We start from the raw sequence: 23768 nt of genomic DNA, 5'->3' as shown, positions 1-23768 counted from the left end.
GCGATAAAGACAAGGCCGTGCGCTCCCATGAGCGTACGGCCTTTGTCTTTCCCGACATCCTGCGCGGTCGCAGGATCTCCCATTCAAGACTTCTCACGCCGATAGGAGACCCATGCAGATCTTGCTCCCACCCTCTGAAACGAAGCGTGTAGGTGGCTCCGGGATCCTTACTCCTAATGACTTGCGTGCCTCTTCCGCCCTGGGAGACGCGCGTGAGCGAGTGCGTGCGGCCCTTGAGGCTCTGAGCAGGGAGCCTGAAGCAGCGGCGAAACCCCTCAAATTGGGGGTGAAGAACCGGGCTGAGCTTGAGTACAATCTGGAACTCGGCGAGAGCGGCGTATTGCCCGCGATCGAGCGCTACACGGGGGTGCTTTACGACGCGCTTGATGTTGCGACACTCGACGGGGGCGCACGCGAGTGGCTCGACACACACGTGCTTGTGCAATCTGCGTTGTTTGGACTCGTTGGGGCGGGCGATCCGATCCCCGCGTACAGGCTCTCGGCAAGTTCGCGCCTGCCAGGCCTTGGCACAAGCCTCAAGGCGGCCTGGCGGGTGGCCCACGCGGATGACGACTGGGCGGAGCGGGGCTGGATCCTTGACCTGCGGTCAAAAGACTATGCCGAACTTGCGCCCCTGCCCGACGGGGCAGGCGCGTCGTTGCGCGTCGCTCAGCGTGGTCCGAACGGGGAGGCACGCGCGCTTAATCATTTCAACAAAGCGGCCAAGGGAGACCTCGTGCGTCGGCTCGCAGTTGCGCGGCCTGAAATCTCAGGGGAAGACGACCTCGTGGCTTGGGCCGCAGAGGCCGGAATCGATCTGAAGAGGCGTGGTTTGAACGGGCAATTGACCCTGCTAACAGAACTCGGGGCACCCGCTTCAGCTGCGAATCACCGGGCAACTACCGGGGCGCGATAGGATACTCGGGTGTCTAAGGGGAATCTACAGTGACTGCTCGGGGTGAGAATGCCACCCGCAAGCGGCTGCGCTATCGCGAAAACTGCGATCTTGAGATCGAGCTTTCGTGGTTTGGGCTCACTGATGTAGGCCTTCGCCGCGAGACTAACCAGGACAGCTTCGTTACTGTTCCGCCGATCTTTGCGGTCGCGGACGGCATGGGAGGCCACTCCGCGGGAGAGATTGCATCCGCCGCGGTTGTGCGACGCCTCGCCGAGCTTGGCGGAAGTCGCACCGTGTCTGAGAAGGACATTGACGGTGTGCTAGGCGACGCGGTAGACGACATCGAGCTTGACGCCGGCGAAACTGAGCTGGGGGCGGGCACAACCGTCACCGGAGTTGTTATCGGCACCGAAGCCAGTGAGCCTACCTGGAAGGTCTTCAATATCGGTGATTCGCGCGTCTACCAATACTTCAAGGGAGCCCTGAGTCAGGTCACCGTCGACCACTCGGTTGTGCAACACCTTATTGACACCGGTGCGATCACCGAAGAAGAAGCTGAGGTTCACCCGCACGCTAACGTGATTACTCGTGCCGTGGGGTTCAACGAGGCCCCGGTACCCGACTACACTTCGCTCGCCCTGATCCCTGGCCAACGCATCCTGATCTGCTCAGACGGCCTCACTAAAGAACTTACCGATATTGGGATCCAGCACTTCCTCGCGAACGCGCGCACCGCTGAGGGTGCCGCCCGTTCGCTCGTGAAACAAGCTCTCGACAATGCTGGGCGCGACAACGTGACCGTAATCGTGATCGACGTGCACGCGGTGGGCGACGTAATCGACACCGGCAGCATTGAGGCTGCTGGAATAGAGCTTGACTAGCTCCTTGGCTGGGGCTTGGTGCGGCTGAGAGCTTGGAGTCGGGCGCACTTCAGTCTGTACAGACGAGTCAGCCGGTTGGATCGGAAGGATCCAACCGGCTGAGGTGTGAGCACCGGCTGAACTGCCGAGGGTGCGTCGCGTGAACTAGACGCTGGCGGCAAATGCCTCGTCGAGCACCGAAATAACGTCGTGGATCAACTCGTCACCCATCTTGAGCGAGGGCAAGAAACGGATGCCCTGGTTGTAGGCGCCGGTGCTGAGCAAGAGTACGCCGCGCTGTGCAGCGGCGGCGATCACGTTGGCAACCAGGTCAGAATCCGCCTCAAGTGTGCCCGGCTTTACGATTTCGATGGCGAGCATGGCACCCTTGCCGCGAACCTCGGCGATGCAGTTGTACTTCGCTTGGAGCCCACGGAGTCCCGCCCCGAAGGTCTCCTCGATGCGCTTTGCTTCTGCGAGCAGATCGAGTTCTTCGATCTGCTCGAACACTGCGACCGCTGCCGCACATGAAACCGGGTTGCCACCGAAGGTGCCGCCCAGGCCGCCCGGCTGCGACTTGTCCATGATTTCTGCACGGCCGGTGATGCCGGCGAGGGGGAGCCCGCCAGCGATGCCCTTGGCGGAGAGCACGATGTCGGGGGTAACACCAAACTGCTCGATGGAGAACATGGTGCCGGTGCGGGCCATGCCGGCCTGCACCTCATCGGCGATGAACACTATGCCGTTTGCGCGGCACCACTCGGCCAAGGCAGGCAGGTAGCCGTCGGCGGGAACGATGAAGCCGCCCTCGCCCTGAATCGGTTCGACGACGAGGCAGGCGAGATCCTCGGCCCCGGCGGTCTTTTCGAGGTATGCAATCGTGCGCTTTGCGGCCTCTGTGCCACTCAACCCATCGTGCAGGGGGTACGAGTTCGGTGCCTTGTATACATCGCTCGCGCGCGGGCCGTAGCCGAGTGCGTAGGGGCAGCCTTGAAGTTCATGGTCGAGGTCAGCATGGTGCGACCGTGGTAGGCCTGCTCAAGTACCGCAACACCGGGGCGGCCGGTGTATTTGCGGGCGATCTTGACGCCGTTCTCGACAGCCTCGGCACCCGAGTTCATGAGGAGCGTCTTGTACCCCTCGCCACCCGCGATGCTCTTGGCGAGGTGCTCGGCGACCTGTACGTAGGGCTCGTAGGGGGTCATCGTGAATAGGGTATGCGTAACCTTGTTCAGCTGTGCCGTAGCCGCCGCGACCACCGCTTCGTCGGTGTGGCCGACGGTGGTGACGCCGATGCCGCCGCACACGTCGATGATGTGGTTGCCGTCGACATCGACGATGATTGAGTCGTGCGCACGGTCAATGTACACGGGAAGCACACTGTGCACACCCGGCGGCACAACGGCTTTGCGTCGCTCCTGGAGTTCGCGGGAGCGGGGCCCGGGGATCTCGGTGACGAGACGACGCTGCTGGGGGATCGTGTCTTGGCCGATAGGAACTGTAGGGCTTAGGGTCGCTTCAGTCATAAGTTCGATCCTACTCTGGGAGAGGGGGAGCGAAGTTGAGTTTGTTCCTACAAAGTGGCGTTCACCGCGGGATACTTGCACTGTGATTATGAACGGGCTGCACGAATATAGGGTCGGCGTTGAGTGGCGTGGCAATCGTGGTGCCGGAACCAGCGGGTATCGCGAGTATGGACGTGAACTGCTGATCCACGCCGCAAACAAAGAACCGCTGGAAGGGTCAGCCGATCCCACCTTTCACGGGAATGCTGAGAGATGGAATCCCGAGGAACTGCTTGTCGCGGCGCTCGCGCAGTGCCACATGCTGTCATACCTGCACATGGCGGTGCGCGCGGGCGTGGTGGTCACCGGCTACACCGACGAAGCCAGCGGGGCAATGCAGCAGCAGGGGCTGGGCGGTGCCTTCACAGAGGTGGTGCTACGGCCGCGAGTCACTGTCGCCGACGCTTCAATGGTGACAGCGGCACGTGCCGCTCACGCCGGTGCTCGTGAGCACTGCTTCATCGCGAACTCCGTGAACTTTCCGGTGCGTCACGAGCCCCAGATCGTGGTGGCGGGGGCCTGACTGGGGGCGGAAGTCCCTCACTTGTAACACAGCGCGTCCGTGTCGGTGGTTCCCAATACAATGGACCCCATGGCCAAGCCCGATTCGTTCTTCCTCACCACGCCCATCTTCTACGTGAATGATGCCCCACATATTGGGCACGCTTATACGGAGGTCGCGGCCGACGTGCTTGCACGCTGGCACCGCCAGGCGGGTGACGACACGTGGTTCTTGACCGGAACCGACGAGCACGGGCAAAAGATCCTGCGCACGGCGACGGCAAACGGTGTTGAGCCGAAGGAGTGGGCGGATCGCCTCGTTGAGTCATCCTGGAAGCCACTGCTGAACACGATCAACATCTCCAACGACGATTTTATTCGCACGACCGAACCGCGCCACGAGGAAGGCGTCGCAAAGTTCTTGCAGAAGTTGTACGACGACGGCCACGTGTACGCCGGTGAGTTCGAAGCGCTCTACTGCGTCGGATGCGAAGAGTTCAAGCCGAAGAGCGAGATTGTGGATGGCGCGGGGGAGTTCGAAGGCCAGAAGGTCTGCGCAATCCACTCAAAGCCGCTTGAATTGCTGCAAGAGAAGAACTATTTCTTCAAGATGAGCGCGTTTCAGGATCGGCTGCTCGCGCTCTATGAAGAGCGTCCCGACTTTGTGCAGCCAGCTAGTGCCCGCAACGAGGTTGTCGCGTTTGTGCAGCAGGGCCTTGAAGACCTCTCGATCTCACGCACTTCCTTCGACTGGGGCATCCCGATTCCGTGGGACGACGCGCACGTCACCTACGTCTGGTTCGACGCGCTGCTCAACTACGTCACAGCGACCGGTTACGGTGCAAACGACGAGGAGTTTGCGCGGCGCTGGCCCGGCACCCACATCGTGGGCAAAGATATCTTGCGTTTCCACGCGGTTATCTGGCCTGCAATGCTTATGGCTGCGGGGCTTGAGGTGCCGGATCACGTCTTCGCTCACGGCTGGCTGCTTGTTGGCGGCGAAAAGATGTCGAAGTCGAAGCTCACGGGCATTGCTCCCAACGAGATCACCGACACGTTTGGGGCTGACGCGTTCCGCTACTACTTCATGCGTGCAATCTCGTTTGGTCACGACGGCTCGTTCAGTTGGGAAGACCTGGCGGCACGTTACCAGGCTGAACTCGCGAACGGCTTCGGTAACCTGGCCAGTCGTGTGCTCGCGATGAACGCGAAGTACTTCGACGGTCGTGTGCCAGAACCGGGTGAAGAGCTCGACGCAGACAGGGTGATTCGGGATCTGGCGGCGTCCGCCACAACCCGCGCTGACGCACACATCGAGGCGTTTGCGATCCACGAGTCCATCGCTGCGGTGTGGGAACTGGTCGACGCCCTGAACGGTTACATCACCGAGCAGGAGCCGTGGGTGCTCGCGAAAGATCCTGCGCAGCGTGATCGCCTTGCCCGCGTGCTGTACACGACCACCGAGGGGCTCCGTGTGCTTGCGGTGCTGCTTTCGCCCGTGCTACCCGAGGCAACGTCCAAGCTCTGGGCAGCGCTCGGCGCTGAAGAAGCCCTGGGCGCGCTGTCAGCGCAGCCGATTCGTGAGGCTGGTGCTTGGGGCAAGCTCTCACCAGGAACCGCGCAGCACTCGCTCGCGGTGCTCTTCCCGCGCATTGAAACCGAGACGAAAGAGTGAGCAGCGAGATGCCCCCTGCGGGGCTGCGTAAACGTCACCAGACGGAGGGCCGGGACTTGACCCGGCCCGACAGCCCTCAGCCGTTACCTTTTGCTCTCTACGACAACCACGCTCACCTCGAATTTGAGGATGGTTTCGATCAACTTGATCCGACGGAGTCTCTTGACTTGGCGGCTACCGTTGGTGTTCGCGGTGTTGTGCAAGTCGGCACAGACCTCGAGACGAGCCGCTGGAGTGCGGCGCTCGCGCAGCACGACCCACGAGTGCTTGCTGCGGTTGCACTGCACCCGAACGAAGCTCCAAAGCTCTTCGAACAAGGGCAACTGAGCGCGCATCTCTCCGAGATTTCTCGCCTTGCGGCGCAGCCGCGAGTGCGGGCGGTGGGAGAGACCGGCCTTGATTTCTTCCGCACGGGAGAAGACGGTCGCGCCGCGCAGATCGAGTCCTTCGAGACGCACATCGAGATCGCGAAAGCCAACAAAATTGCCCTGCAGATTCACGACCGTGATGCGCACGACGAGGTCGTGGCAACGCTGAAGCGAGTTGGAGCGCCCGAAAAGACGGTATTCCACTGTTTCTCGGGCGACGCGAAGCTCGCTCGTATCTGCAACGACAATGGCTGGTATATGTCATTCGCGGGAACCATGACCTTCAAGAACGCTCCCGCATTGCGCGAGGCGCTCAGCGTTGCAAAGTCCGAGCTGATCCTCACCGAGACCGACTCGCCTTTCTTGACGCCTGAACCGTTCCGCGGTCGCCCGAATGCTCCCTATCTGCTCCCGTACACGGTCCGGCGTATCGCCGAAGTCCTCGATGAAGACCTTGAGGCCTTGTGTGCGCGTGTTGCCGCCAACACGGAGCGTGTATACGGTAACTGGGACCCCACGGGGCGGGGGAGACCGCCGCATGAGCGACCAATCGGACGTAGCCGCGGGCGCGGAAGGACACGCTGCTCTTCTCGGCCCGCGCGAGGTTCGTGAGCTTGCGGAGCGTTTGGGGGTTTCTCCGACGAAAAAGCTCGGCCAGAATTTCGTTATCGACCCCAACACGGTTCGCAAGATTGTGCGGCTCGCGGGCGTACAGCCCGGTGACCAAGTTATCGAGGTAGGGCCGGGGCTCGGGTCGCTCACGCTTGGCATCACCGAGGCGGGTGCTCAAGTCACCGCGGTTGAGATCGACCACAGACTGGCCGCCGAACTGCCCACAACTGTGAGTCAGATGCAGCCTGACGCTGTCGAGCGCTTGAGAGTTGTTCGCAGTGATGCGCTAGAAGTCACCGCTGAACAGTTGGGACTCGAAGCCACGGAAGAAGCTGTCTCGGCAGGACCCGAGATTCTCGTCGCGAATCTGCCCTACAACGTGTCGGTGCCAATCCTGATGCACCTGCTCGATCTGATCCCCGCGCTTCGGGGTGGACTCGTGATGGTGCAGGCCGAGGTCGGCCACCGCATAGCCGCTGGTCCCGGCTCAAAAGAATATGGATCGCCCAGCGCAAAAGCAGCGTGGTACGGCAAGTGGCGGATCGCTGGAACCGTAAGTAGACGTATCTTCTGGCCGGTGCCCGGAGTTGACTCAGTGCTGGTCTCATATGAGCGACGTAGCGTGCCGCGCGGCGCTGAAGCAGAGCGCCAGCTCACGTTTGAGCTCGTCAATGCAGCGTTCGCGCAGCGACGCAAAATGTTGCGGCAGGCGCTGCAGCCCGTACTCGGTCAAATGGAACAAACCGTTTCGGTTTTGGAGGCCGCGGGGGTTGAACCGACCGCCCGTGCGGAGCAACTCAGCATCGTTGAGTTTCTAGCAATCGCCCGGGCGCACGCCCTGGTCATTTAGGCAGTCGGCATTGCGCTAGCGTGGTAGTTATGGGGACGAACCAGCGACGATCAGTTACCGTGAGGGCACCGGGCAAGATCAATGTGTTCTTTCGAGTTGGGGCATTGCAAGACGATGGCTATCATGATGTCGCTTCGCTCTACCAAGCGGTCTCCCTGTTTGAAGAAGTTACTGCGACCGAATCTGACGAATTCACCATTCGGTTCGGCGGCTCTGTAGACGTGAGCGGGATCCCGCTCGATGACTCCAACCTGGCGCTGAGAGCCGCCAAAATGCTTGCAGCACACACCGGCTACACCGGAGGTGTCGAGTTGAGTGTACTCAAGCGTGTTCCGGTTGCTGGTGGTATGGGCGGAGGATCCGCCGATGCCGCGGCTGCCCTCGTTGCCTGCGACGAGTTGTGGGGTACAGCGGTTGGCCGATCCACACTGCATGTCCTGGCGGCAAAACTTGGTGCAGATGTTCCCTTTGCGCTTGAGGGCGGTACGGCTGTCGGCACGGGGCGCGGCGACGAACTGAGTCCCGCACTTGCGAAGGGTAGTTTTCACTGGGTGCTCGCCCTCCCCGACATGGGTCTCAGCACGCCGGTTGTGTATCGCACCCTCGACCAGCACCGCGAGGATCACTATGGTGACCTGGGGCCGCAGCCCGAGTACGTAAAGGTCGATACCGAGGTGTTGCAGGCTGTGCGTGTCGGCGACGCTGCTACGCTCGCTGAAGCAATGCATAATGACTTGCAGGTTGCCGCACTGCGGCTGGCACCTGAACTGATCGAGGTGCTGGAACTGGGGGAGTCGCGCGGAGCGCTCTCGGGTATCGTTTCGGGATCGGGCCCGACCCTGGCCTTTCTCGTGAGTGACGCGCAAGAGGCGGCGGAACTCAGAGGTGTGCTGACCCGTGCTGGTCACCGTGCCCTCACTGTGACCGGTCCGGTCGTGGGTGCTCGTGTGCTCGACACGCACTGATACGCCGGGAATAGCGATGCGCGCCGCACGGTTACACCCGGCGTGAGTGAAACGATCCGCGTCGATATCTGGTCCGACATTGCCTGCCCCTGGTGTTACCTCGGCAAACACCGCTTCGAGCGAGGTGTTGAAGCGTTCCAAGCGCAACACCTCGAGGTTGATGTTGTGGTGGAGAGCCACAGTTTTGAGCTTGCTCCAGATACCCCGCTCGACTTTGTGGGCAGCGAGATTGATTTCCTCGTCAAGCACAAAGGCATGCCCCGCGAGCAGGTTGAGCAGATGCTGAGCCAGATGACCGAGATGGCAGCGGGCGAGGGTGTCGTCTTCGACTTTGGGAAGGTGAAGCACGCAAACACCAGGCGGGCGCACCGGGTGCTGCACCTCGCGAAGGAGCGTGGACTGCAGGCCCCCGTGATGGAGCGGCTCTTTCGCGCCTACTTTGAGCAGGGGGAAGACATGTCGGATCCCGATGCGCTTGCCCGGCTCGGCGCCGAGGCCGGGCTGGACGCTGACGAGGTCCGGGCGGCCCTCGATAGCGAAGAGTACGGCCAAGCCGTGGATGGCGACATTACTCGAGCGCAGATGCTCGGAATTTCTGGCGTACCTTTCTTCTTAATTGAAGAGAAGTACGGGGTGTCTGGTGCGCAATCAGCGGACGCCTTTGCGGGGCATTCGAGCAGGTGCTCGGGCTCGTGCGCGGAGAAGTAACAGCTCAGCAGTAGACACACTCGAGAGGGCATCATGACAGAGCAGAAAAACACGGTTGATACCAAGGTGGCAACGGAGACAACTCCGGTTCTGAACCCGGAGGCGGGCCTCGCCTCAGCTGCAGACTTTGCGAGCGCTGAGACCCAAGAGATTCTGAATCTGCTCGGCGACAGCGAGGGTGGAGCTTGCTGCGGTGGGGGCTGCTGCAGCATCTAACGAATATGGCTCTGCCGGGCAACGCTTGATTGTCTGAGGGAGTAGATAGGCTGAACGCATCACTCTCTCACACCCGGAGGTCAGAAGCCGATGCAGTCGTCTGGTTCAGCCCAACCGACCGAATCTACCCAACCCGAAACGGCGACGCCCAGCAAACGCAAGAAGAAGCGCCCGAGGCGCCGACTCCGGCGGGCATTGTTCGTAACGCTAAGCGTCGTTGTGGTGCTCGCGCTCGCCGCTGTTGGCTTCGGCACGTGGACGGTCACGCGGTCATTCCCGCAGCGCTCCGGAGAAATCACGATGTCCGCTCCGAAGGGCGGAAACGCTGGGCTGCGAGCTGAAGTAACCGTGCAGCGCGATTCGCGAGGCATTCCTACCATCACCGCAGAAAGCTCCGCAGATCTTTTCTTCGCGCAGGGGTTTGTGCACGCTCAGGATCGGTTCTGGGAGATGGACTTTCGGCGGCACATGACGGCTGGCCGTCTTTCTGAACTGTTTGGAGAATCGCAACTCGGCACTGACAAGTTCCTGCGGACCCTCGGTTGGCACCGAATTGCCGAGAAGGAAGCGGCAGCGCTGCCACCAGAAACGCTCGCGTATTATCAAGCGTACGCCGATGGGGTCAACGCCTACATGCAAGAGCGGCAAGGAGCTGGGCTATCACTTGAGTATGCCGTTCTGGGGTTGCAGAACGCCGACTATACACCCGAGCCTTGGACGCCAGCAGATTCCATTGCCTGGTTCAAGGCCATGGCTTGGGACCTGCGCACCAACATCGAAGACGAAACCGAGCGTGCGCTGCTAGCCCAGAAGCTGGATGCCTCCACGTTGAACGCGCTCTATCCAGAGTACCCGTTTGCAGAGCACCCGGTGATTCTTGCTGATGACCCTGCGGGCGCCGCCGTCGTGGCGGAGACCAAGAAGTCCGCTGAGGCAGCAGCTGCAGAACCGGGCCAGGGGGACGCAACGCAAGACGGTACCGATGCCACAAGCGCGGTGTCGTTATCCGTGGCTGAGGGAGCGACGAACGAGCAGCTTGCCATGGCCGAAGGGCTTACACCCCTCAACGACCTCGTAGAAAAAGTTGATGCTCTGGTGGCGAGCCAGGGGGAGGGGATTGGCTCAAACTCGTGGGTGGTTGGCGGTGAGTACACTGACACGGGCAAACCACTGCTCGCAAACGATCCGCACCTGGGAGCAGCACTGCCCTCGGTTTGGACGCAAATGCAATTGCGGTGCAAGACGGTCACTACCGAGTGCCCTTTTGATGTTGCAGGCTTCAGCTTTTCGGGTCTCCCGGGCATCGTTATTGGACACAACCAGCAGGTCGCTTGGGGGTTCACTAATCTCACGACTGACGTTGCGGATCTGTACGTTGAGCGCATTTCGGGTGATACGTATTGGCAGGACGGAAAAGAGCACCCCATCGAGAGCCGGAACGAAACGATTGTGGTGGCGGGCGCAGATGACGTTCAGCTTGAGGTGCGGTCAACTAAGCACGGGCCGATCGTTTCGGGCCTGACTCCAGACTTTACGGAGATTGCGAAAAACCCGAGGATCGGTCAGGGGACCGGCTCAGCTGAGAAAGCTGTTGAACCCGAGAGCGACGCAGCCATCACAACTGACGAGTACGCGCTTAGCCTGCGCTGGACGGCCCTAGATGTGACCACCACCGCCGAAGCCATCTTCAAACTGAACACGGCCACGGACTTCACGCAGTTCCGAGCCGCAGCAAAACTCTTTGACGTGCCGGCCCAGAACTTGATTTATGCCGACGTAGAAGGCAATATTGGGTATCAGGCGCCAGGCAAGCTGCCGATTCGAGGAGCCGGGGACGGTTGGCTACCGCAGCCCGGGTGGAACAGCGCTTACGATTGGCAGGGCTTCATCCCCTTCGAGGATCAGCCCACCACTTACAACCCAAAGTCTGGATACATCGTCACCGCGAACAACGCGATCGTCAACGATGACTACCCATACTTTCTCAGTCGAGACTGGGACTACGGGTATCGTGCTGCACGCATCGTGGAACTGCTCGAGGGGCACATAAAGGATGGCCCCGTCACTGCTGCCGATATGGCAGAGATCCAGATGGATAACCAGTTCCCAGCCAGAAAGTCGTTGCAGCAGGCCTACGCAGACGTCTCTGTTGACGATGACGGTGCGAACACGGCCATCAAGATGCTTGAAGAATGGGACGGGCAGAACGACCCTGACTCGGCGTCTGCGGCGTTTGCAAACGTGCTTTGGAACAGCATTACCGAGCAGATGGTTGACGAGCTCGATGTGACGGTGCCGCGCAGCAGCCAGTCGAGGTTTGCCGTCGTCTTCGAACAGCAACTCAATGATCCCGACTCAAAGTGGTGGCAGAGTGCTCAGCACGGCAACGCGAGCAACCGGCAGGAGTTCTTTGAGCTGGCCGCGAAGCAAGCGTACGAAGAACTCGTTAAGCTACAGGGCGACAACCCCAAAAATTGGAACTGGGGCAAGCTTCACGCGCTGTCGTTGACGAGCGGTACATTTGGGCAGAGCGGTATTGCTCCGATCGAGTGGCTGTTCAACCGCGGACCCTATCCGGTTGGTGGTGGGTCTGGGGTTGTGAACGCAACCGGTTGGTCGCTCGACGACGGCTATGAGACAACCACCGTGCCGTCCATGCGAACCGTCATGGACCCCAGCGATTGGGATGCCTCCACCTGGCAGAACCTCACGGGGCAAAGCGGCCATGCGTTCCACCCCAACTACACCGATCAGACGGAGGGATGGACTCGCGATGAACAGTACACATGGGCATACTCGTCGGAAGCTGTCAAAGACGTAACCAATGACACGCTCACGCTTCGGCCGGCCACGAAATAAGCGGCTTACGCTGGCCCGAACAGGCCCTTGCCGTACTTGGTGAGCACTCTGTAAGCCTCTCCGAAGGGTTGAGGCGGGTGGGACTTCTCTTCGAACGTGCCAAACAGCTCAATCAGCAAGCCGATGAGCCCGCGGGCGGGCGGGCTCAACGGGCGGTCTGGAGCCGCGTCAGCGGGGTGCGGTCCCACCTCAGGATTCGGCGGCACATAGGCGGGTGAGGTCTGTGGCCAGTCGGCAATGTGCCGGGGTACCTTTCGGTTGAAAGCGCCAAACAGTGTTGGTGCCCCGTTGTCGCGACGGGTGAGCGGCTCGAAACTGAAGCGCTCTGAGAGCGTTGCCGCGAGCGAGCCGTGGTGCATCGGCTTGGAGAACACGGATCCGCGCTCAGTGTGAGCGGACACCACCACCGCGGGCACACGGCAGCCGAGTCTGTCGAAGGTGAACCCCATCTCGCCAGCGCCGCTGCCGTCTGGTGGCGTGCCCTCCAGTGGTGGAACGTGATCGTAAGTGCCGCCGTGCTCGTCGAAGGTAATGAGCAGTGCTGTATTCAGATAGTTAGAGCCGATTTCAGCGGTGGAGGTGCGGATGGCCGAGTAGATTTCGTGAATAAGAGCGTCGCCAGCGCGCACGTCAGAGACTGCGCCGTTGTAGATCTCCTGACCGTCGACCCCGTTCTCACGAATGCGGCCCACGGGCGGGTGGAAATCGTTGTGGTCGAAGATCATGCGGGGCTCGATTAAAGCGTAGGCGGGGAGGTTTCCGGTATTCACGTCCTCGTGAAACTGGCGCATAGTCGCGAAATGCTCGGTGTTCCAGTACTTGCGAAGGACCGGGCATGAATGAACCCCGTAAAGGAGACAAGCTGCATCTCGTCGAAGTAGATCTTCCAGGTCAGGCCCGCCTCTTCGAGCCGGTTAAAGACAGTCGGGGTGGGGGCCGCGTTGAGCCACTTGCGGTAGCCCTCACCGCCCAGGTTCGTGACGAACCCGTGAGACGTGGACGCGTGGAAGAAACTGCGGTTGCAGAATGTCTGACTCGGTACGGCAGCGTGCCAGTTGTCGTACACTCCGAACTCGCGGGCGAGGGTGGACAGCACGGGAAGCATCTCCGGGGTGAATGATCCCATGATCTGGTCCCGCTCGCGCGCGCTTGGTTTGCGCCCCTCGCGCCCCTCAAAACTGCCGCCCGCTGGTGGCGAGTCGGGTGTGTAGGGGTGGCCGAGCAGATTATCAAACGATCGGTTCTCGCCCATGATCACAACGAGGTGATCGAATCCCGGCTCTTTGCGGGGCTTCGGAACGGCGAACTCCTCGGGAATGTATGGGAACCCGAGGTCTGCTGTTGCGCTGCGAGCACGGCAGCGCCACCGATACCGCCGCCCATGGCGATGCCCGCAGCGAGGATCCCGCCGGTCTTCAGAAACCCACGTCGGCTGGGGCAGCTTGGGTCTGTTCGCGCTCTCCGCCGGACTCAGTAGGTGTGTGATCCTGGTCTGCTCCCCGTCCAGCTGCGCTCACGATGTCCCCAATTCATGATTCACTGAGATCTCTTACTCTTTCACAGTTGCCGCGTACGGTGGGCGCGGCTTTCAGTGTCAGCCGCGTGAACTACGCTTGAGAAGTTATGGCTCATCTTCTTGGGGCAGAGTCCCTACATCTCGAGGTTCCGACGAAGGTCGTGTTCGACTCAGTGACGCTGGGCGTCGCAGAGGGCGATCGCATTGGCATTGTGGGGCGCAACGGCGACGGCAAATCAAGCTTGCTCATGATGCTGGCGGGGCGGCGTGATCCCGACGCCGGCCAGGTCACCATGCGGGGCGGCACGACCATTGGGGTGCTAGATCAGGCCGATGTGTTTGCGAGCGGTGAGACCGTTGGCCACGCGATTGTCGGTGATCGACCCGAGTACGAGTGGGCGGGGGACGCGCGCACGCGTGAGGTGATCGCGGGGCTCGTGAAAGATCTTGCTTGGGAAGCTCCGGTTGATTCGCTGTCGGGCGGGCAGCGTCGGCGCGTGGCACTCGCGCGCCTACTCGTGGGCGAGTGGGAAATTCTTGCTCTCGATGAGCCGACGAACCACCTCGACGTCGAAGCCATCGCCTGGCTCGCAAACCATCTGAAGCGCCGCTGGCCACAGGGCCAGGGTGCGCTGCTGGTTGTGACGCACGATCGCTGGTTTCTCGACGAGGTCTGCAATGCGACGTGGGAGGTGCACGACCGCATCGTCGAGCCGTTTGAGGGCGGGTATGCGGCATACATTTTGCAGCGCGTTGAGCGGGATCGTCAGGCCGCGACCATCGAGCAGAAGCGTCAGAACTTTGCGCGCAAAGAGCTGGCCTGGCTGCGACGGGGAGCGCCCGCGCGCACGTCGAAGCCGAAGTTCCGCATCGACGCCGCAAACGAGCTGATCGCCGATGTGCCCGAGATTCGGGATCGAGTGTCGTTGCAGTCGATGGCCGTCGCGCGCCTCGGCAAAGAGGTTGTGAACATCGTTGATGCCGGGGTCTCGTATGGGGACCGGGTGGTGCTCGAAGATATCGAGTGGCTGCTCGCTCCCGGCGAGCGCACCGGCATTTTGGGCGTGAACGGTGCCGGTAAATCGACGCTGCTCGGTCTGATTTCGGGCGATGTCGAGCCAACCTCGGGGCGTGTGAAGCACGGTAAGACCGTCAAGATTGCGACGCTCACCCAGCAGCTCAACGAGCTTGAGGAGCACCTCAACGAACCGGTGCGAGTCGTCATCTCGCGGTTGCGCACCAGTTTCACCGTCGGCACCGGGTCGAAAGCGCAAGAACTGACACCCGGCCAGTTGCTTGAGCGTATGGGGTTCTCGAGCGCTCAGCTGTCGACCCCGGTGAAGGACCTCTCGGGTGGGCAAAAGCGCCGTTTGCAGTTGCTGCTGATTCTGCTCGACCAGCCCAACGTGCTGATTCTTGACGAGCCGACCAACGATCTCGACACCGACATGCTCGCGGCGATGGAGGATCTGCTCGACTCGTGGCCGGGCACGCTCATTGTCGTGTCGCACGACCGCTACTTCTTGGAGCGCGTGACCGATCAGCAGTATGCGATTCTGGCACACCGGCTGAAGCACCTGCCGGGCGGGGTCGACGAATACCTGAGACTTCGTGATGCGGAGGAGCGCGCGGCAGAGGCCGCTTCCGTCCAGACCACGGCAACGCCGACAGGGGCAGGATCAACGACGGCCGATGGTGGCGGTCTCGCCCTGGGCGGTGCCGAGCGCCGCGCTGTGGAAAAAGAGCAGCAGGCAGTGGAGCGCCGAATCGCGAAACTCGAGGGCGAGGTCAAGAAACTGCACGCCCGAATGGCCGAGCACGACCAGAGCGACTACGAGGGGCTCGGTGTGATCGGCGACGAGCTTCGGCTCACCGAGACCGAGGTCGGCGAGCTTGAGGAGCGCTGGCTGGAGATCTCGGAACAGCTTTCCTAGTACCCAGTGCGTTCGGTACGCTGAACCCAGCGTTCCCAATCAGGGGTGACGGACGAACAGGTTTGCGGGAACGGGGTCGATGGTGGCCGCCGCGACAGTGCTGTTCGCGTCATCGCCTGATAAGCGCGGTGCCGCCGTGAAACAGGGGTGATTCCGCTTGTAGCGGTGATCCTGCTGGTTATTTCGTTGGCTCTGTAGGCTCGGGGTCATCAGGCGGAGCCACACCGCGTCTTGCTAGAGAGGTTTGTATGCAGCCCACCACGCGCACGGAAATTCAGCTTGCCGCTCGCCCGAAGGGCTGGCCAACTCACGACAACTTCAACGTTGCGTCGATTGCGCTGGAGGAACTTAAACCGGGTGAGGTTCGCGTCGCCAACGAGTTTGTTTCCGTAGACCCCTATATGCGTGGTCGCATGAACGATGTGCGCAGCTATGTTGCCCCGTACGCAATCGGCGAGCGGATTACCGGTGGGGCCGTTGGTCGAGTCGTCGAGTCTGCCGCAGACTCGCTGCCCGTGGGAACGCTGGTGCTGCACCAGCACGGCTGGTCTGACGCGATCCAGGCCGATGCTGCGAGCTTCCGAGCCCTCTCCGAAATAACAGGCGTGCCGAATTCCCTCTATCTGCACATCCTCGGGATGACCGGGCTGACGGCCTACGTCGGACTCACCAGAATCGCGCAGATGCGTGAGGGGGACACCGTGTTCATCTCTGGTGCAGCCGGTGCCGTCGGTACAGCAGCCGGGCAGATCGCGCGCCTGCTGGGCGCAAGGCGGGTCATCGGATCGGCGGGAAGTTTAGAAAAGACGCGGCTGCTCACCGAGAAGTACGGGTACGACGTTGCCCTGAACTACAAGGACACCCCGATTCGCGAGCAGCTCGCCGAGGCTGTGCCCGGGGAGTAGACGTTTACTTCGACAACGTGGGCGGAGACCACCTCGAAGCGGCTCTCGATGTGATGAACGATGGAGGACGCCTTGCTCTCTGCGGCGCCATCGCCGCTTATAACTCAACCGATCGGGTCCCCGGCCCCGACAACATGTCGAACATCATCACAAGAGCCCTCTCCCTGCGCGGGTTCACGCTCGCTGCCCATCTGGACCTGTCACAGGAGTTCAACGCGCGCATGACCGAGTGGTTTGCGGCGGGAGAAATCACTTACGACGAGACCGTTGTCGACGGCATCGAGAATACGGTTGATGCCTTTCTTGGCATGATGCACGGTGTGAACACCGGCAAGATGCTTGTGCGAATCTAGGGAGTGGCTCCGGGGTTCACGCCCGCTCAGATATCCTGAGGGAACAGTGTCGTCGCGCACAGAACTTTCCGAAGGGGCTCCACATGGCGTACCGAGTACAAGGCGTAGTCGTTCGAGAGAAAAACGCACCCGCCACGATCGAGACAGTGCTGGTCCCGGATCCCGGTCCGGGCGAGGCCGTCGTTGACATCATCACGAGTGGCGTCTGCCACACCGACCTGCACTATCAGCAGGGCGGCATCAATGATGAGTTTCCGTTTTTGCTCGGCCACGAGGCGACGGGCCGCGTTGCGGCGGTCGGTGAGGGAGTGACCGAGGTCGCTGTGGGGATCGCGTGATCCTTAACTGGCGTGCCGTGTGCGGGCAGTGCCGCGCGTGTGCCAAGGGGCAGCCGCAATACTGCTTCGCAACGCACAACGCCAAGCAGAAGATGACACTTGAAGACGGTACAGAGCTGTCTGCCGCGCTCGGCATTGGCGCGTTCATTGAGAAGACGCTTGTCGCCGCCGGGCAGTGCACAAAGATTGATGAAGAATCGGACGCGGCAGCCGTTGGCCTGCTCGGTTGCGGGGTCATGGCGGGGATCGGCGCCGCGATCAACACTGGCGAGGTGAAGCGCGGCGAATCTGTTGCCGTGATTGGCTGCGGTGGTGTTGGTACGGCAGCGATCACTGGTGCCCAGCTCGCTGGTGCCACGACGATCATCGCTGTTGATATTGACGACGCCAAACTCGAACAGGCGAAGCGCTTCGGGGCGACGCGCACCGTGAACTCTCGCGCGATCGACCCGGTCGATGCTATTCGCGAACTCACTGGCGGGTTTGGTGCCGACGTGGTGATCGACGCGGTCGGTCGCCCCGAGACCTACAGGCAGGCCTTCTACGCGCGGGATCTCGCGGGTCGCGTGGTGCTGGTCGGCGTTCCAACACCAGAGATGCAGCTTGAGCTGCCTCTGCTCGACGTGTTTGGCCGCGGTGGATCGCTGAAGTCTTCGTGGTACGGCGATTGCCTGCCAAGCCGCGACTTTGCGATGCTGATCGAGCAGTACAAGCTGGGCCGACTTGATCTCGAGGGTTTTGTGACTGAGCGCATCGGGCTCGGCGACGTGGAGGCTGCTTTTGCCCGAATGGGCGACGGCAACGTACTGCGATCGGTGGTGGAGCTCTAATGGTCGCAAGAATTGAGGGCCACGTTACGAGCGGCACTTTTTCGCTCGACGGTGGCACCTGGGATGTTGACAATAACGTTTGGATCGTCGGTGACGACTCTGAGGTGGTAGTTATCGACCCCGCGCACGATGCGGCGGAGATCGCGGATGCGGTTGGCACGCGGCGCGTTGCTGCGATCCTGCTCACTCACGGACACGACGACCACATTCGTGCCGCGCGCGAGGCTGCGGAGTTGCTACAGGCACCGATCTATCTGCATCCTGCGGATCGGATGCTGTGGGACGCCGTCTACGATGCTGCTCCCGACGCTGAGCTTGCCGACGGCCAGACCATTCCGATTGCGGGGATCGAACTGACCGCCGTGCACACGCCAGGGCACTCGCCAGGTTCGACGAGTTTCGTTGCGCCGGCGCTCGGTGCGGTGTTCACCGGAGACACCCTGTTCCAGGGCGGGCCGGGCGCGACGGGTCGCTCGTACAGCGACTTCCCAACGATCATTGACTCGATTCGGGATCGACTGCTCGTTCTAGCGCCCGAGACCGTCGTCTATACGGGTCACGGTGACACCACCACGATCGGCGCTGAAGCCCCGCACCTGCAGGAGTGGATCGCGCGGGGTCACTGAGCATCGAGCACGGCGGCCACCGAGGAAAGCACTCCCTCGGGTGAAGCCGCCGTGTCGTAGACAGCCACCATGACGCGGTTGGTGCCCTCGGAGGGGCCGGGCGCGAAGAACCAGGGAGCGAAGGCTGACACGAGCTGGCGCAGCTCGCGACAGAGCTGAGGCACAATGTCGGGGTGAGGATCACGCAGCCACTGTCGCAGGGTCGTGTTGTGCACGGCGACGAGACTCGCAGCAATCGCCGCTGACACCCAGGCTGCTGACTCGGCGGGCAAGCTTGTCCGCAGGTAGTTGGCAAACACTCGCTCGTATCGGTGAGTAATTACTAGCTCGCGGTCGCGCAGCGCGGGTGTGAGTCGCATGAGCTCGAAGCGTAGCCTGGCTGCTTCCGGATCCCGAACCAGGAGACGGAGTACATCGGCGGTTCCCTCAACGACGGCGTCGCTGGGTGGCAGCGAGGTTGACTCAAGAAAATGCTCGAGCTGGGCGAGCGCGTGGTCGTGATCCGCGAACACCACATCGTCCTTGCTGCCAAAGCGGCGGAAGAATGTGCTGCGACTCATACCAACGGCGTCGGCGAGATCTTCAGCGGTGGTGCTGTCGTAACCCTGCTCCGTGAGGCGGCGGATCGCAGCAACCGAGTTCTCAGGGGCGTCGCGTCTGATCGTTGCTGTGGACGGCTGTTTTGTGGCCATATGGCGAAGTTAGCACAGAGGGTGATTTGGTACTCGGTTTCAGTGGCATTTATTGAAAAATATGATCAATTTGGTCAATGCAGGCTTGACCTGGAACGCAGTCTCAGGCATTCTCAAGAGAGGAGCCGCTTGTGAGAAGCGGGGTTACCGAGAGAGGAGTGCCCGTGCTGCACACGAAGACCGAGACAATTGCCCAGGGAACCGAGGAACCGGAGTACGAGCTCTGGGAGCCCATCGACGCCGATGTCGCGGGTAGTTTCCGGGGTATCTCAAGCGAGGATCGCGCCTACCGTGATCGCGCTCGTGAGTTTGTGCAGCAAGAGGTGCGGCCGGTGATCGCGGGATACTGGGATCGTGCGGAATATCCGCTCGATCTCGCGAAACGTCTCGGAGATCTCGACCTTCTGCGTGACGGCATCGATGTACCAGGGTTTCCAGAGCAGAGTCTGCTCGCTGCGGGACTCACCACAATGGAACTCGCCAGGGGAGACGGCTCAATCGCGACCATCGTCGCAGTGCAGGGGGCTCTCGCCCTGCGTTCCATCGCGGCCTGCGGATCCGAGGAGCAGCGCGACCGCTGGCTCGACTCTCTTGCCCGCGGAAGAGAACTGGGTGCGTTTGCACTCACTGAACCGAGTCACGGCTCGGACTCCGTCTCTCTTGAGACCCGCGCCGAGTCGAGCGAAGACGGGTTCTTGATCAACGGACACAAGAAGTGGATCGGGTCGGGTAGTGTCGGCCAGATTACGGTGGTCTGGGCCCGCGGCGACGATGGGCAAGTGCAGGGGTTTCTCGTGCCACAGGATGCCGACGGCTACAACGCAACGACGATCGAGGGTAAGGCCTCGTTGCGGGCCATCTGGCAGGCTGAGATCGAACTCGACAACGTGCGCGTCGCCGCGGACGCCAAGATGCCCGGTGCGAACAGCTTCAAAGACACCTCGCGGATCCTGCGGGCCACCCGGCTCGGTGTCGCCTGGGCGGCGCTTGGTCACGCAACCGCCGTCTACGAGACCTCCGTGCACTACGCTAAGCAGCGTGTTCAGTTTGGGCGTCCACTCGCGGCGTCACAAATTGTGCAGGCCCGACTTGCTGAGATGCTGAGCCAGCTCACCTCACTGCAGACCTTGCTGATGCAGCTGACCCGCGCAGAAGAGGCGGGCGAGTTGACCGGTCCCGGCGCATCGCTCGGCAAGTACACGGCGACTCGCACCGCGCGTGCCATGTGTGCCAACGCGAGAGACCTGCTCGGTGGTAACGGTATTCTGCTCGAAAATCGTGTGGCGAGGCACTTCGCAGACATCGAGTCAATCCACACTTACGAGGGCACAGAAACAGTGCAGGCGCTCATTATTGGCCGCGAGATCACAGGAGTCTCGGCGTTCGCTTAGGAGGCGACCACTACCGAGTTGAGAGGTCCTCGGCGTCTTCACCCGTGCCCGGTAACTCAACAGCGTGCGTGATTGGCTGGCCCTCCCGCAGGAGTGTGCGCTTGCGGAGCTGCCACATGACAGCGAGGACGACGAACCACAAGGGGGTGCAGAGCATCGGCAGCCGGGTATCGTCAGCCAGCAGTAGGGTGGACGCGATGAATGCAAAGAAAGCAAGTACCACCCAGGGGCCGATCTTGGGCAGAGGTGCCTGAAACCTTGAAGACGCGTGACGCTCGGGGAACTTGCGAATGTACATCAGGTAGCTGATCAAGATCATGCTCCATACAAACAGAATCAGCGTTGACGCCACCGAGCTCACCAGGGTGAACGCCTCGATAACACTATCGCCCGCGAGCAGGATCGGGGTCGCTGAGAACAGGAAGACGCAGGAGAAGAACACCGCGCGGCGGGGCACCCCTCGCGCGTCTGTCAGAGCAAACTTGCGCGGGGCGTGACCATCGCGAGCGAGCGCGTGCATCATGCGGGTGCCCGAGTAGAACCCGGAGTTTGCGCTGGAGGCCGCCGAGGTAAGTACCACAAAATTGATTGCGAGCGCGGCAGCGCCAAAACCCGCATAGGCGAGCGTCGTGACGAACGGGCTGTCGTTGGGGTCAAGATCCCGCCACGGCGTAATCGCCATGATCACGGTGAGCGCGCCAATGTAGAAGATGAGCACACGCAGCACGATTGAGTTGACGGCCTTGGGAAGGTTGTGGTGTGGGTCCTTCGTCTCTGCCGCTGCTGTTCCGATTAGCTCGACACCGATAAACGAGAAGATCCCGAGCTGAAAGCCGAGCAAAAAGCCACCGAGACCAAACGGGAATAGACCGCCGTCGTTGAAGAGGTTCGCGAGTGAGGCGCTCGTGCCAGTATCGGGATTCTGGAATCCGGTGACGAGCAGCACGATGCCGGTGGCGATGAGGGCGAGAATCGCGACGATCTTGATGAGGGCGAACCAAAACTCAAACTCACCGAAGAATCGCACCGGCTGTAGATTGAGGAGAGTGAGTAAGGCCGCGGCGAGTACCGCGGGCAACCAACTCGGGATCGAGGGGTTGAAGTAGGCAACGTAACCCGTGATTGCAATGATGTCGGCCACGCAGATGACAACCCAGGTGAACCAGTAGGTCCACGACACAAAGAACCCCGCCCAAGGTCCGATCAGATCTTTCGCGATGTCGCCGAACGTCTTGTAGTTCAGGTTCGACAGCAGAATCTCGCCGAGGGCCCGCATCACAAAGAACATCATGCAGCCAATGACCGCGTAGATGAAGAGAACCGAGGGTCCGGTAAGGCTAATGACCTTACCGGACCCCAGGAACAAGCCGGTGCCGATCGCGCCACCGATAGCGATGAGTTGGAGGTGGCGGTTTGAAAGTCCCCGCTCTAGCTTTACGTGCTCTGTCTGCGAGCTGGAGTTCGACACGTCAGTTTCTACTTCCTGTGCGTGCGGCGGAATCGGCCATCGCTGTGTTGGCTTGGTGGGCCGCTGATCAACAGTCAGCATCTTCCTGTGCGAAGATGCGCCTTAGCTCATCCTATCGGCGCCGCTTCGCGTGCGTGAGCCCTTGCGCTCCCGGGGTTTACTCCTCGTCCAAGGGATGTGCAACTGTGGGGATAGCCGCGGTGAGCGGGCGTCCGTCGCGGAGGAGCTTGCGTTTGCGTAGCTGCCACAGCAGGGTCAGGATCAGGAACCAGATGGGGGCCGCGAGGAAGGGCGGGCGAGTGTCGTCACCGTAGAGCAGTGTGCCCGCGATAAACACGAAGAACCCGAGTACGAGCCAGGGGGCGACCGCGGCGAGTGGCATCTTGAACTTCGAGGCCGCGTGCTTCTCTGGGAAGCGGCGGCGATACACGATATAGCTCACGACGATCGATCCCCAAGTGAACAAAATGAGTGTGGCGCACATTGACGAAACGAACGTGAAGGCAGCGACGACACCGTCACCCGCGAAAAGAAGTGGGATCGCCGAGAACAGAAATACGCAGGTGAAGAACACCGCCTTGGTCGGTACCCCGCGGTTGTTCGTCCTCGAGAAAGCTGCGGGCGCGTGGGCGTCTTTGGAAAGACCAAATAGCATGCGAGTGCCGGAGTACAGGCCAGAGTTTGCGCTCGAAGCGGCTGATGTGAGCACAACGAGTTGGATTGCAAATGCGGCGAGCCCGAACCCAGCAACAGCGAGGGTAGACACGAAGGGGCTCTTGTCGGGTTCGATCTTGTCCCACGGTGTAACGCTCATGATGATGGCGAGAGCGCCAACATAGAAGATGAGAATACGCACAACGATCGAGTTGATCGCTTTGGGAAGAGTCTTGCGTGGATTCTCGGTTTCTGCGGCAGCGGTTCCCACAAGCTCGACGCCAATAAACGAGAAGATGCCCATCTGAAAACCGAGCACAAATCCGCTCGCACCCATTGGGAACATGCCGCCGTGGCTCCAGATATTTGAGAAAGCGGCGACGTCGCCTTCTGGGCTCTGAAAGTTGGTGACGACGAGGATCAGGCCGACCGCGATAAGACCGAGGATCGCAATGATTTTGATAATGGCAAACCAGAACTCTGTCTCGCCAAATATCTTGACGGGCTGCAAATTGAGAACTGTCAAGATGACCGCTGTGATGAGCGCGGGGAGCCATGCGGGAATGTTCGGATTGAACCACTGCACGTAGGCGGTGATAGCGACAATATCTGCGACACAGGCAATAACCCACGAGAACCAGTAGTTCCATGACACAAAGAAGCCGGCCCAGGGTCCGAGCATGTCCTTTGCGATGTCGCCGAAGGTTTTGTAGTGCAGATTGGAAAGCAGCAGCTCGCCGAGAGCGCGCATGACAAAAAACACAAAGAACCCGATCACCATGTACACAAAGATGATCGAGGGGCCCGACACGCTGATGAGCTTGCCCGAGCCCAGGAAGAGGCCAGTGCCGATCGCCCCTCCGATTGCAATGAGTTGGAGATGGCGGTTTTTGAGTCCCCGCTGCATCTCGTCGTGTGGCGCTGCTACTTCGGTAGTAGACATGGCACTCCTTTGTGTCTGCCGTGGTGCACGGCGTTTTTGGG

At 61.1% G+C, this 23768-nt stretch carries 18 protein-coding genes and 3 pseudogenes; 15 read left to right on the top strand and 6 right to left on the bottom strand.

The window, feature by feature from the left end; genetic code table 11:
- Positions 1–112: 112 nt before the first annotated feature.
- Together G7066_RS11230 and G7066_RS11225 are read left to right on the top strand one after the other, a co-directional pair.
- Positions 113–916 (top strand): YaaA family protein, encoded by an 804-nt coding sequence (locus G7066_RS11230; protein WP_166331153.1) that lies wholly within the window; start codon positions 113–115, stop codon positions 914–916.
- A 29-nt stretch (positions 917–945) separates the two neighbouring features.
- Positions 946–1779 carry a PP2C family protein-serine/threonine phosphatase gene (locus G7066_RS11225; protein ID WP_166331151.1) on the top strand — a complete coding sequence of 278 codons (834 nt, stop codon included), beginning with the start codon at positions 946–948 and terminating at the stop codon, positions 1777–1779.
- A gap of 144 nt (positions 1780–1923) precedes the next feature.
- Here G7066_RS11225 and G7066_RS11220 read toward each other — a convergent pair.
- A pseudogene (locus G7066_RS11220) lies at positions 1924–3284 on the bottom strand (aminotransferase class III-fold pyridoxal phosphate-dependent enzyme).
- Positions 3285–3372: 88 nt separating this feature from the next.
- Between G7066_RS11220 and G7066_RS11215 the strand changes: the two are divergent.
- From G7066_RS11215 to G7066_RS11180, 8 genes are all read left to right on the top strand, one after another.
- A complete protein-coding gene (locus tag G7066_RS11215) occupies positions 3373–3846 on the top strand; it encodes an OsmC family protein (RefSeq protein ID WP_166331149.1) in 474 nt (157 codons plus the stop codon).
- 69 nt (positions 3847–3915) lie between these two features.
- The gene (metG, locus tag G7066_RS11210) at positions 3916–5499 is read left to right on the top strand and encodes a methionine--tRNA ligase (protein ID WP_166331147.1); all 1584 of its coding nucleotides are present in this window, start codon (positions 3916–3918) and stop codon (positions 5497–5499) included.
- Positions 5500–5507: 8 nt separating this feature from the next.
- The gene (locus G7066_RS11205; protein ID WP_166331145.1) at positions 5508–6479 is read left to right on the top strand and encodes a TatD family hydrolase; all 972 of its coding nucleotides are present in this window, start codon (positions 5508–5510) and stop codon (positions 6477–6479) included.
- On the top strand, positions 6406–7329 hold the full coding sequence (rsmA, locus tag G7066_RS11200; protein WP_166331143.1) for a 16S rRNA (adenine(1518)-N(6)/adenine(1519)-N(6))-dimethyltransferase RsmA: 924 nt from the start codon (positions 6406–6408) through the stop codon (positions 7327–7329). The genes G7066_RS11205 and rsmA overlap by 74 nt, the downstream gene beginning before the upstream one ends.
- Positions 7330–7358: 29 nt before the next feature.
- Positions 7359–8294 carry a 4-(cytidine 5'-diphospho)-2-C-methyl-D-erythritol kinase gene (locus G7066_RS11195; protein WP_166331140.1) on the top strand — a complete coding sequence of 312 codons (936 nt, stop codon included), beginning with the start codon at positions 7359–7361 and terminating at the stop codon, positions 8292–8294.
- Between the two features lie 42 nt (positions 8295–8336).
- Positions 8337–9002 carry a DsbA family oxidoreductase gene (locus G7066_RS11190; RefSeq protein WP_166331138.1) on the top strand — a complete coding sequence of 222 codons (666 nt, stop codon included), beginning with the start codon at positions 8337–8339 and terminating at the stop codon, positions 9000–9002.
- A 33-nt stretch (positions 9003–9035) separates the two neighbouring features.
- On the top strand, positions 9036–9218 hold the full coding sequence (locus G7066_RS11185; RefSeq protein ID WP_166331136.1) for a hypothetical protein: 183 nt from the start codon (positions 9036–9038) through the stop codon (positions 9216–9218).
- A 195-nt stretch (positions 9219–9413) separates the two neighbouring features.
- Positions 9414–12077: a penicillin acylase family protein gene (locus G7066_RS11180; RefSeq protein ID WP_244302941.1), complete on the top strand. Its 2664-nt coding sequence runs from the start codon at positions 9414–9416 to the stop codon at positions 12075–12077.
- Between the two features lie 5 nt (positions 12078–12082).
- On the opposite strand, the gene G7066_RS11175 is transcribed toward G7066_RS11180, so the two are convergent.
- Positions 12083–12868: an alkaline phosphatase family protein gene (locus tag G7066_RS11175; protein ID WP_280116161.1), complete on the bottom strand. Its 786-nt coding sequence runs from the start codon at positions 12866–12868 to the stop codon at positions 12083–12085.
- Positions 12844–13329 (bottom strand): alkaline phosphatase family protein, encoded by a 486-nt coding sequence (locus G7066_RS17065; protein WP_280116160.1) that lies wholly within the window; start codon positions 13327–13329, stop codon positions 12844–12846. Before G7066_RS17065 ends, G7066_RS11175 begins: the two co-directional genes overlap by 25 nt.
- Before the next feature lie 371 nt (positions 13330–13700).
- On the opposite strand from G7066_RS17065, the gene G7066_RS11170 reads away from it, so the two are divergent.
- The 4 genes and pseudogenes from G7066_RS11170 (at position 13701) to G7066_RS11155 (ending at position 18579) form a co-directional block, all read left to right on the top strand.
- Positions 13701–15527: an ABC-F family ATP-binding cassette domain-containing protein gene (locus G7066_RS11170; RefSeq protein WP_166331132.1), complete on the top strand. Its 1827-nt coding sequence runs from the start codon at positions 13701–13703 to the stop codon at positions 15525–15527.
- A 248-nt stretch (positions 15528–15775) separates the two neighbouring features.
- Positions 15776–16785, top strand: a pseudogene (locus G7066_RS11165) (NADP-dependent oxidoreductase).
- Positions 16786–16868: 83 nt separating this feature from the next.
- Positions 16869–17953, top strand: a pseudogene (locus tag G7066_RS11160) (S-(hydroxymethyl)mycothiol dehydrogenase).
- The gene (locus G7066_RS11155; protein WP_205881438.1) at positions 17953–18579 is read left to right on the top strand and encodes an MBL fold metallo-hydrolase; all 627 of its coding nucleotides are present in this window, start codon (positions 17953–17955) and stop codon (positions 18577–18579) included. The pseudogene G7066_RS11160 and the gene G7066_RS11155 overlap by 1 nt, the downstream one beginning before the upstream one ends.
- On the opposite strand, the gene G7066_RS11150 is transcribed toward G7066_RS11155, so the two are convergent.
- The gene (locus G7066_RS11150) at positions 18573–19271 is read right to left on the bottom strand and encodes a TetR/AcrR family transcriptional regulator (protein ID WP_166331130.1); all 699 of its coding nucleotides are present in this window, start codon (positions 19269–19271) and stop codon (positions 18573–18575) included. The two genes, G7066_RS11155 and G7066_RS11150, sit on opposite strands and share 7 nt — an antisense overlap.
- Positions 19272–19435: 164 nt before the next feature.
- On the opposite strand from G7066_RS11150, the gene G7066_RS11145 reads away from it, so the two are divergent.
- Positions 19436–20662 carry an acyl-CoA dehydrogenase family protein gene (locus tag G7066_RS11145; protein WP_205881436.1) on the top strand — a complete coding sequence of 409 codons (1227 nt, stop codon included), beginning with the start codon at positions 19436–19438 and terminating at the stop codon, positions 20660–20662.
- Positions 20663–20672: 10 nt separating this feature from the next.
- On the opposite strand, the gene G7066_RS11140 is transcribed toward G7066_RS11145, so the two are convergent.
- Together G7066_RS11140 and G7066_RS11135 are read right to left on the bottom strand one after the other, a co-directional pair.
- Complete coding sequence (locus tag G7066_RS11140; RefSeq protein ID WP_166331128.1) at positions 20673–22211, bottom strand: amino acid permease; 1539 nt, start codon at positions 22209–22211, stop codon at positions 20673–20675.
- A 76-nt stretch (positions 22212–22287) separates the two neighbouring features.
- On the bottom strand, positions 22288–23727 hold the full coding sequence (locus tag G7066_RS11135; RefSeq protein WP_166331126.1) for an amino acid permease: 1440 nt from the start codon (positions 23725–23727) through the stop codon (positions 22288–22290).
- Between the last annotated feature and the right edge of the window lie 41 nt (positions 23728–23768).

The organism is Leucobacter coleopterorum, from assembly GCF_011382985.1.
Lineage (GTDB): Bacteria > Actinomycetota > Actinomycetes > Actinomycetales > Microbacteriaceae > Leucobacter > Leucobacter coleopterorum.
This window is presented reverse-complemented; position numbering and strand designations above follow the sequence as displayed.

Bases quoted from the DNA above. Each gene is read 5' to 3' on its own strand.
- G7066_RS11230 (WP_166331153.1), top strand. From the start codon at position 113: ATGCAGATCTTGCTCCCACCCTCTGAAACGAAGCGTGTAGGTGGCTCC.
- G7066_RS11215 (WP_166331149.1), top strand. From the start codon at position 3,373: ATGAACGGGCTGCACGAATATAGGGTCGGCGTTGAGTGGCGTGGCAAT.
- metG (WP_166331147.1), top strand. From the start codon at position 3,916: ATGGCCAAGCCCGATTCGTTCTTCCTCACCACGCCCATCTTCTACGTG.
- G7066_RS11205 (WP_166331145.1), top strand. From the start codon at position 5,508: ATGCCCCCTGCGGGGCTGCGTAAACGTCACCAGACGGAGGGCCGGGAC.
- rsmA (WP_166331143.1), top strand. From the start codon at position 6,406: ATGAGCGACCAATCGGACGTAGCCGCGGGCGCGGAAGGACACGCTGCT.
- G7066_RS11195 (WP_166331140.1), top strand. From the start codon at position 7,359: ATGGGGACGAACCAGCGACGATCAGTTACCGTGAGGGCACCGGGCAAG.
- G7066_RS11185 (WP_166331136.1), top strand. From the start codon at position 9,036: ATGACAGAGCAGAAAAACACGGTTGATACCAAGGTGGCAACGGAGACA.
- G7066_RS11175 (WP_280116161.1), bottom strand. From the start codon at position 12,868: ATGCGCCAGTTTCACGAGGACGTGAATACCGGAAACCTCCCCGCCTAC.
- G7066_RS17065 (WP_280116160.1), bottom strand. From the start codon at position 13,329: ATGGGCGAGAACCGATCGTTTGATAATCTGCTCGGCCACCCCTACACA.
- G7066_RS11170 (WP_166331132.1), top strand. From the start codon at position 13,701: ATGGCTCATCTTCTTGGGGCAGAGTCCCTACATCTCGAGGTTCCGACG.
- G7066_RS11155 (WP_205881438.1), top strand. From the start codon at position 17,953: ATGGTCGCAAGAATTGAGGGCCACGTTACGAGCGGCACTTTTTCGCTC.
- G7066_RS11150 (WP_166331130.1), bottom strand. From the start codon at position 19,271: ATGGCCACAAAACAGCCGTCCACAGCAACGATCAGACGCGACGCCCCT.
- G7066_RS11140 (WP_166331128.1), bottom strand. From the start codon at position 22,211: ATGCTGACTGTTGATCAGCGGCCCACCAAGCCAACACAGCGATGGCCG.
- G7066_RS11135 (WP_166331126.1), bottom strand. From the start codon at position 23,727: ATGTCTACTACCGAAGTAGCAGCGCCACACGACGAGATGCAGCGGGGA.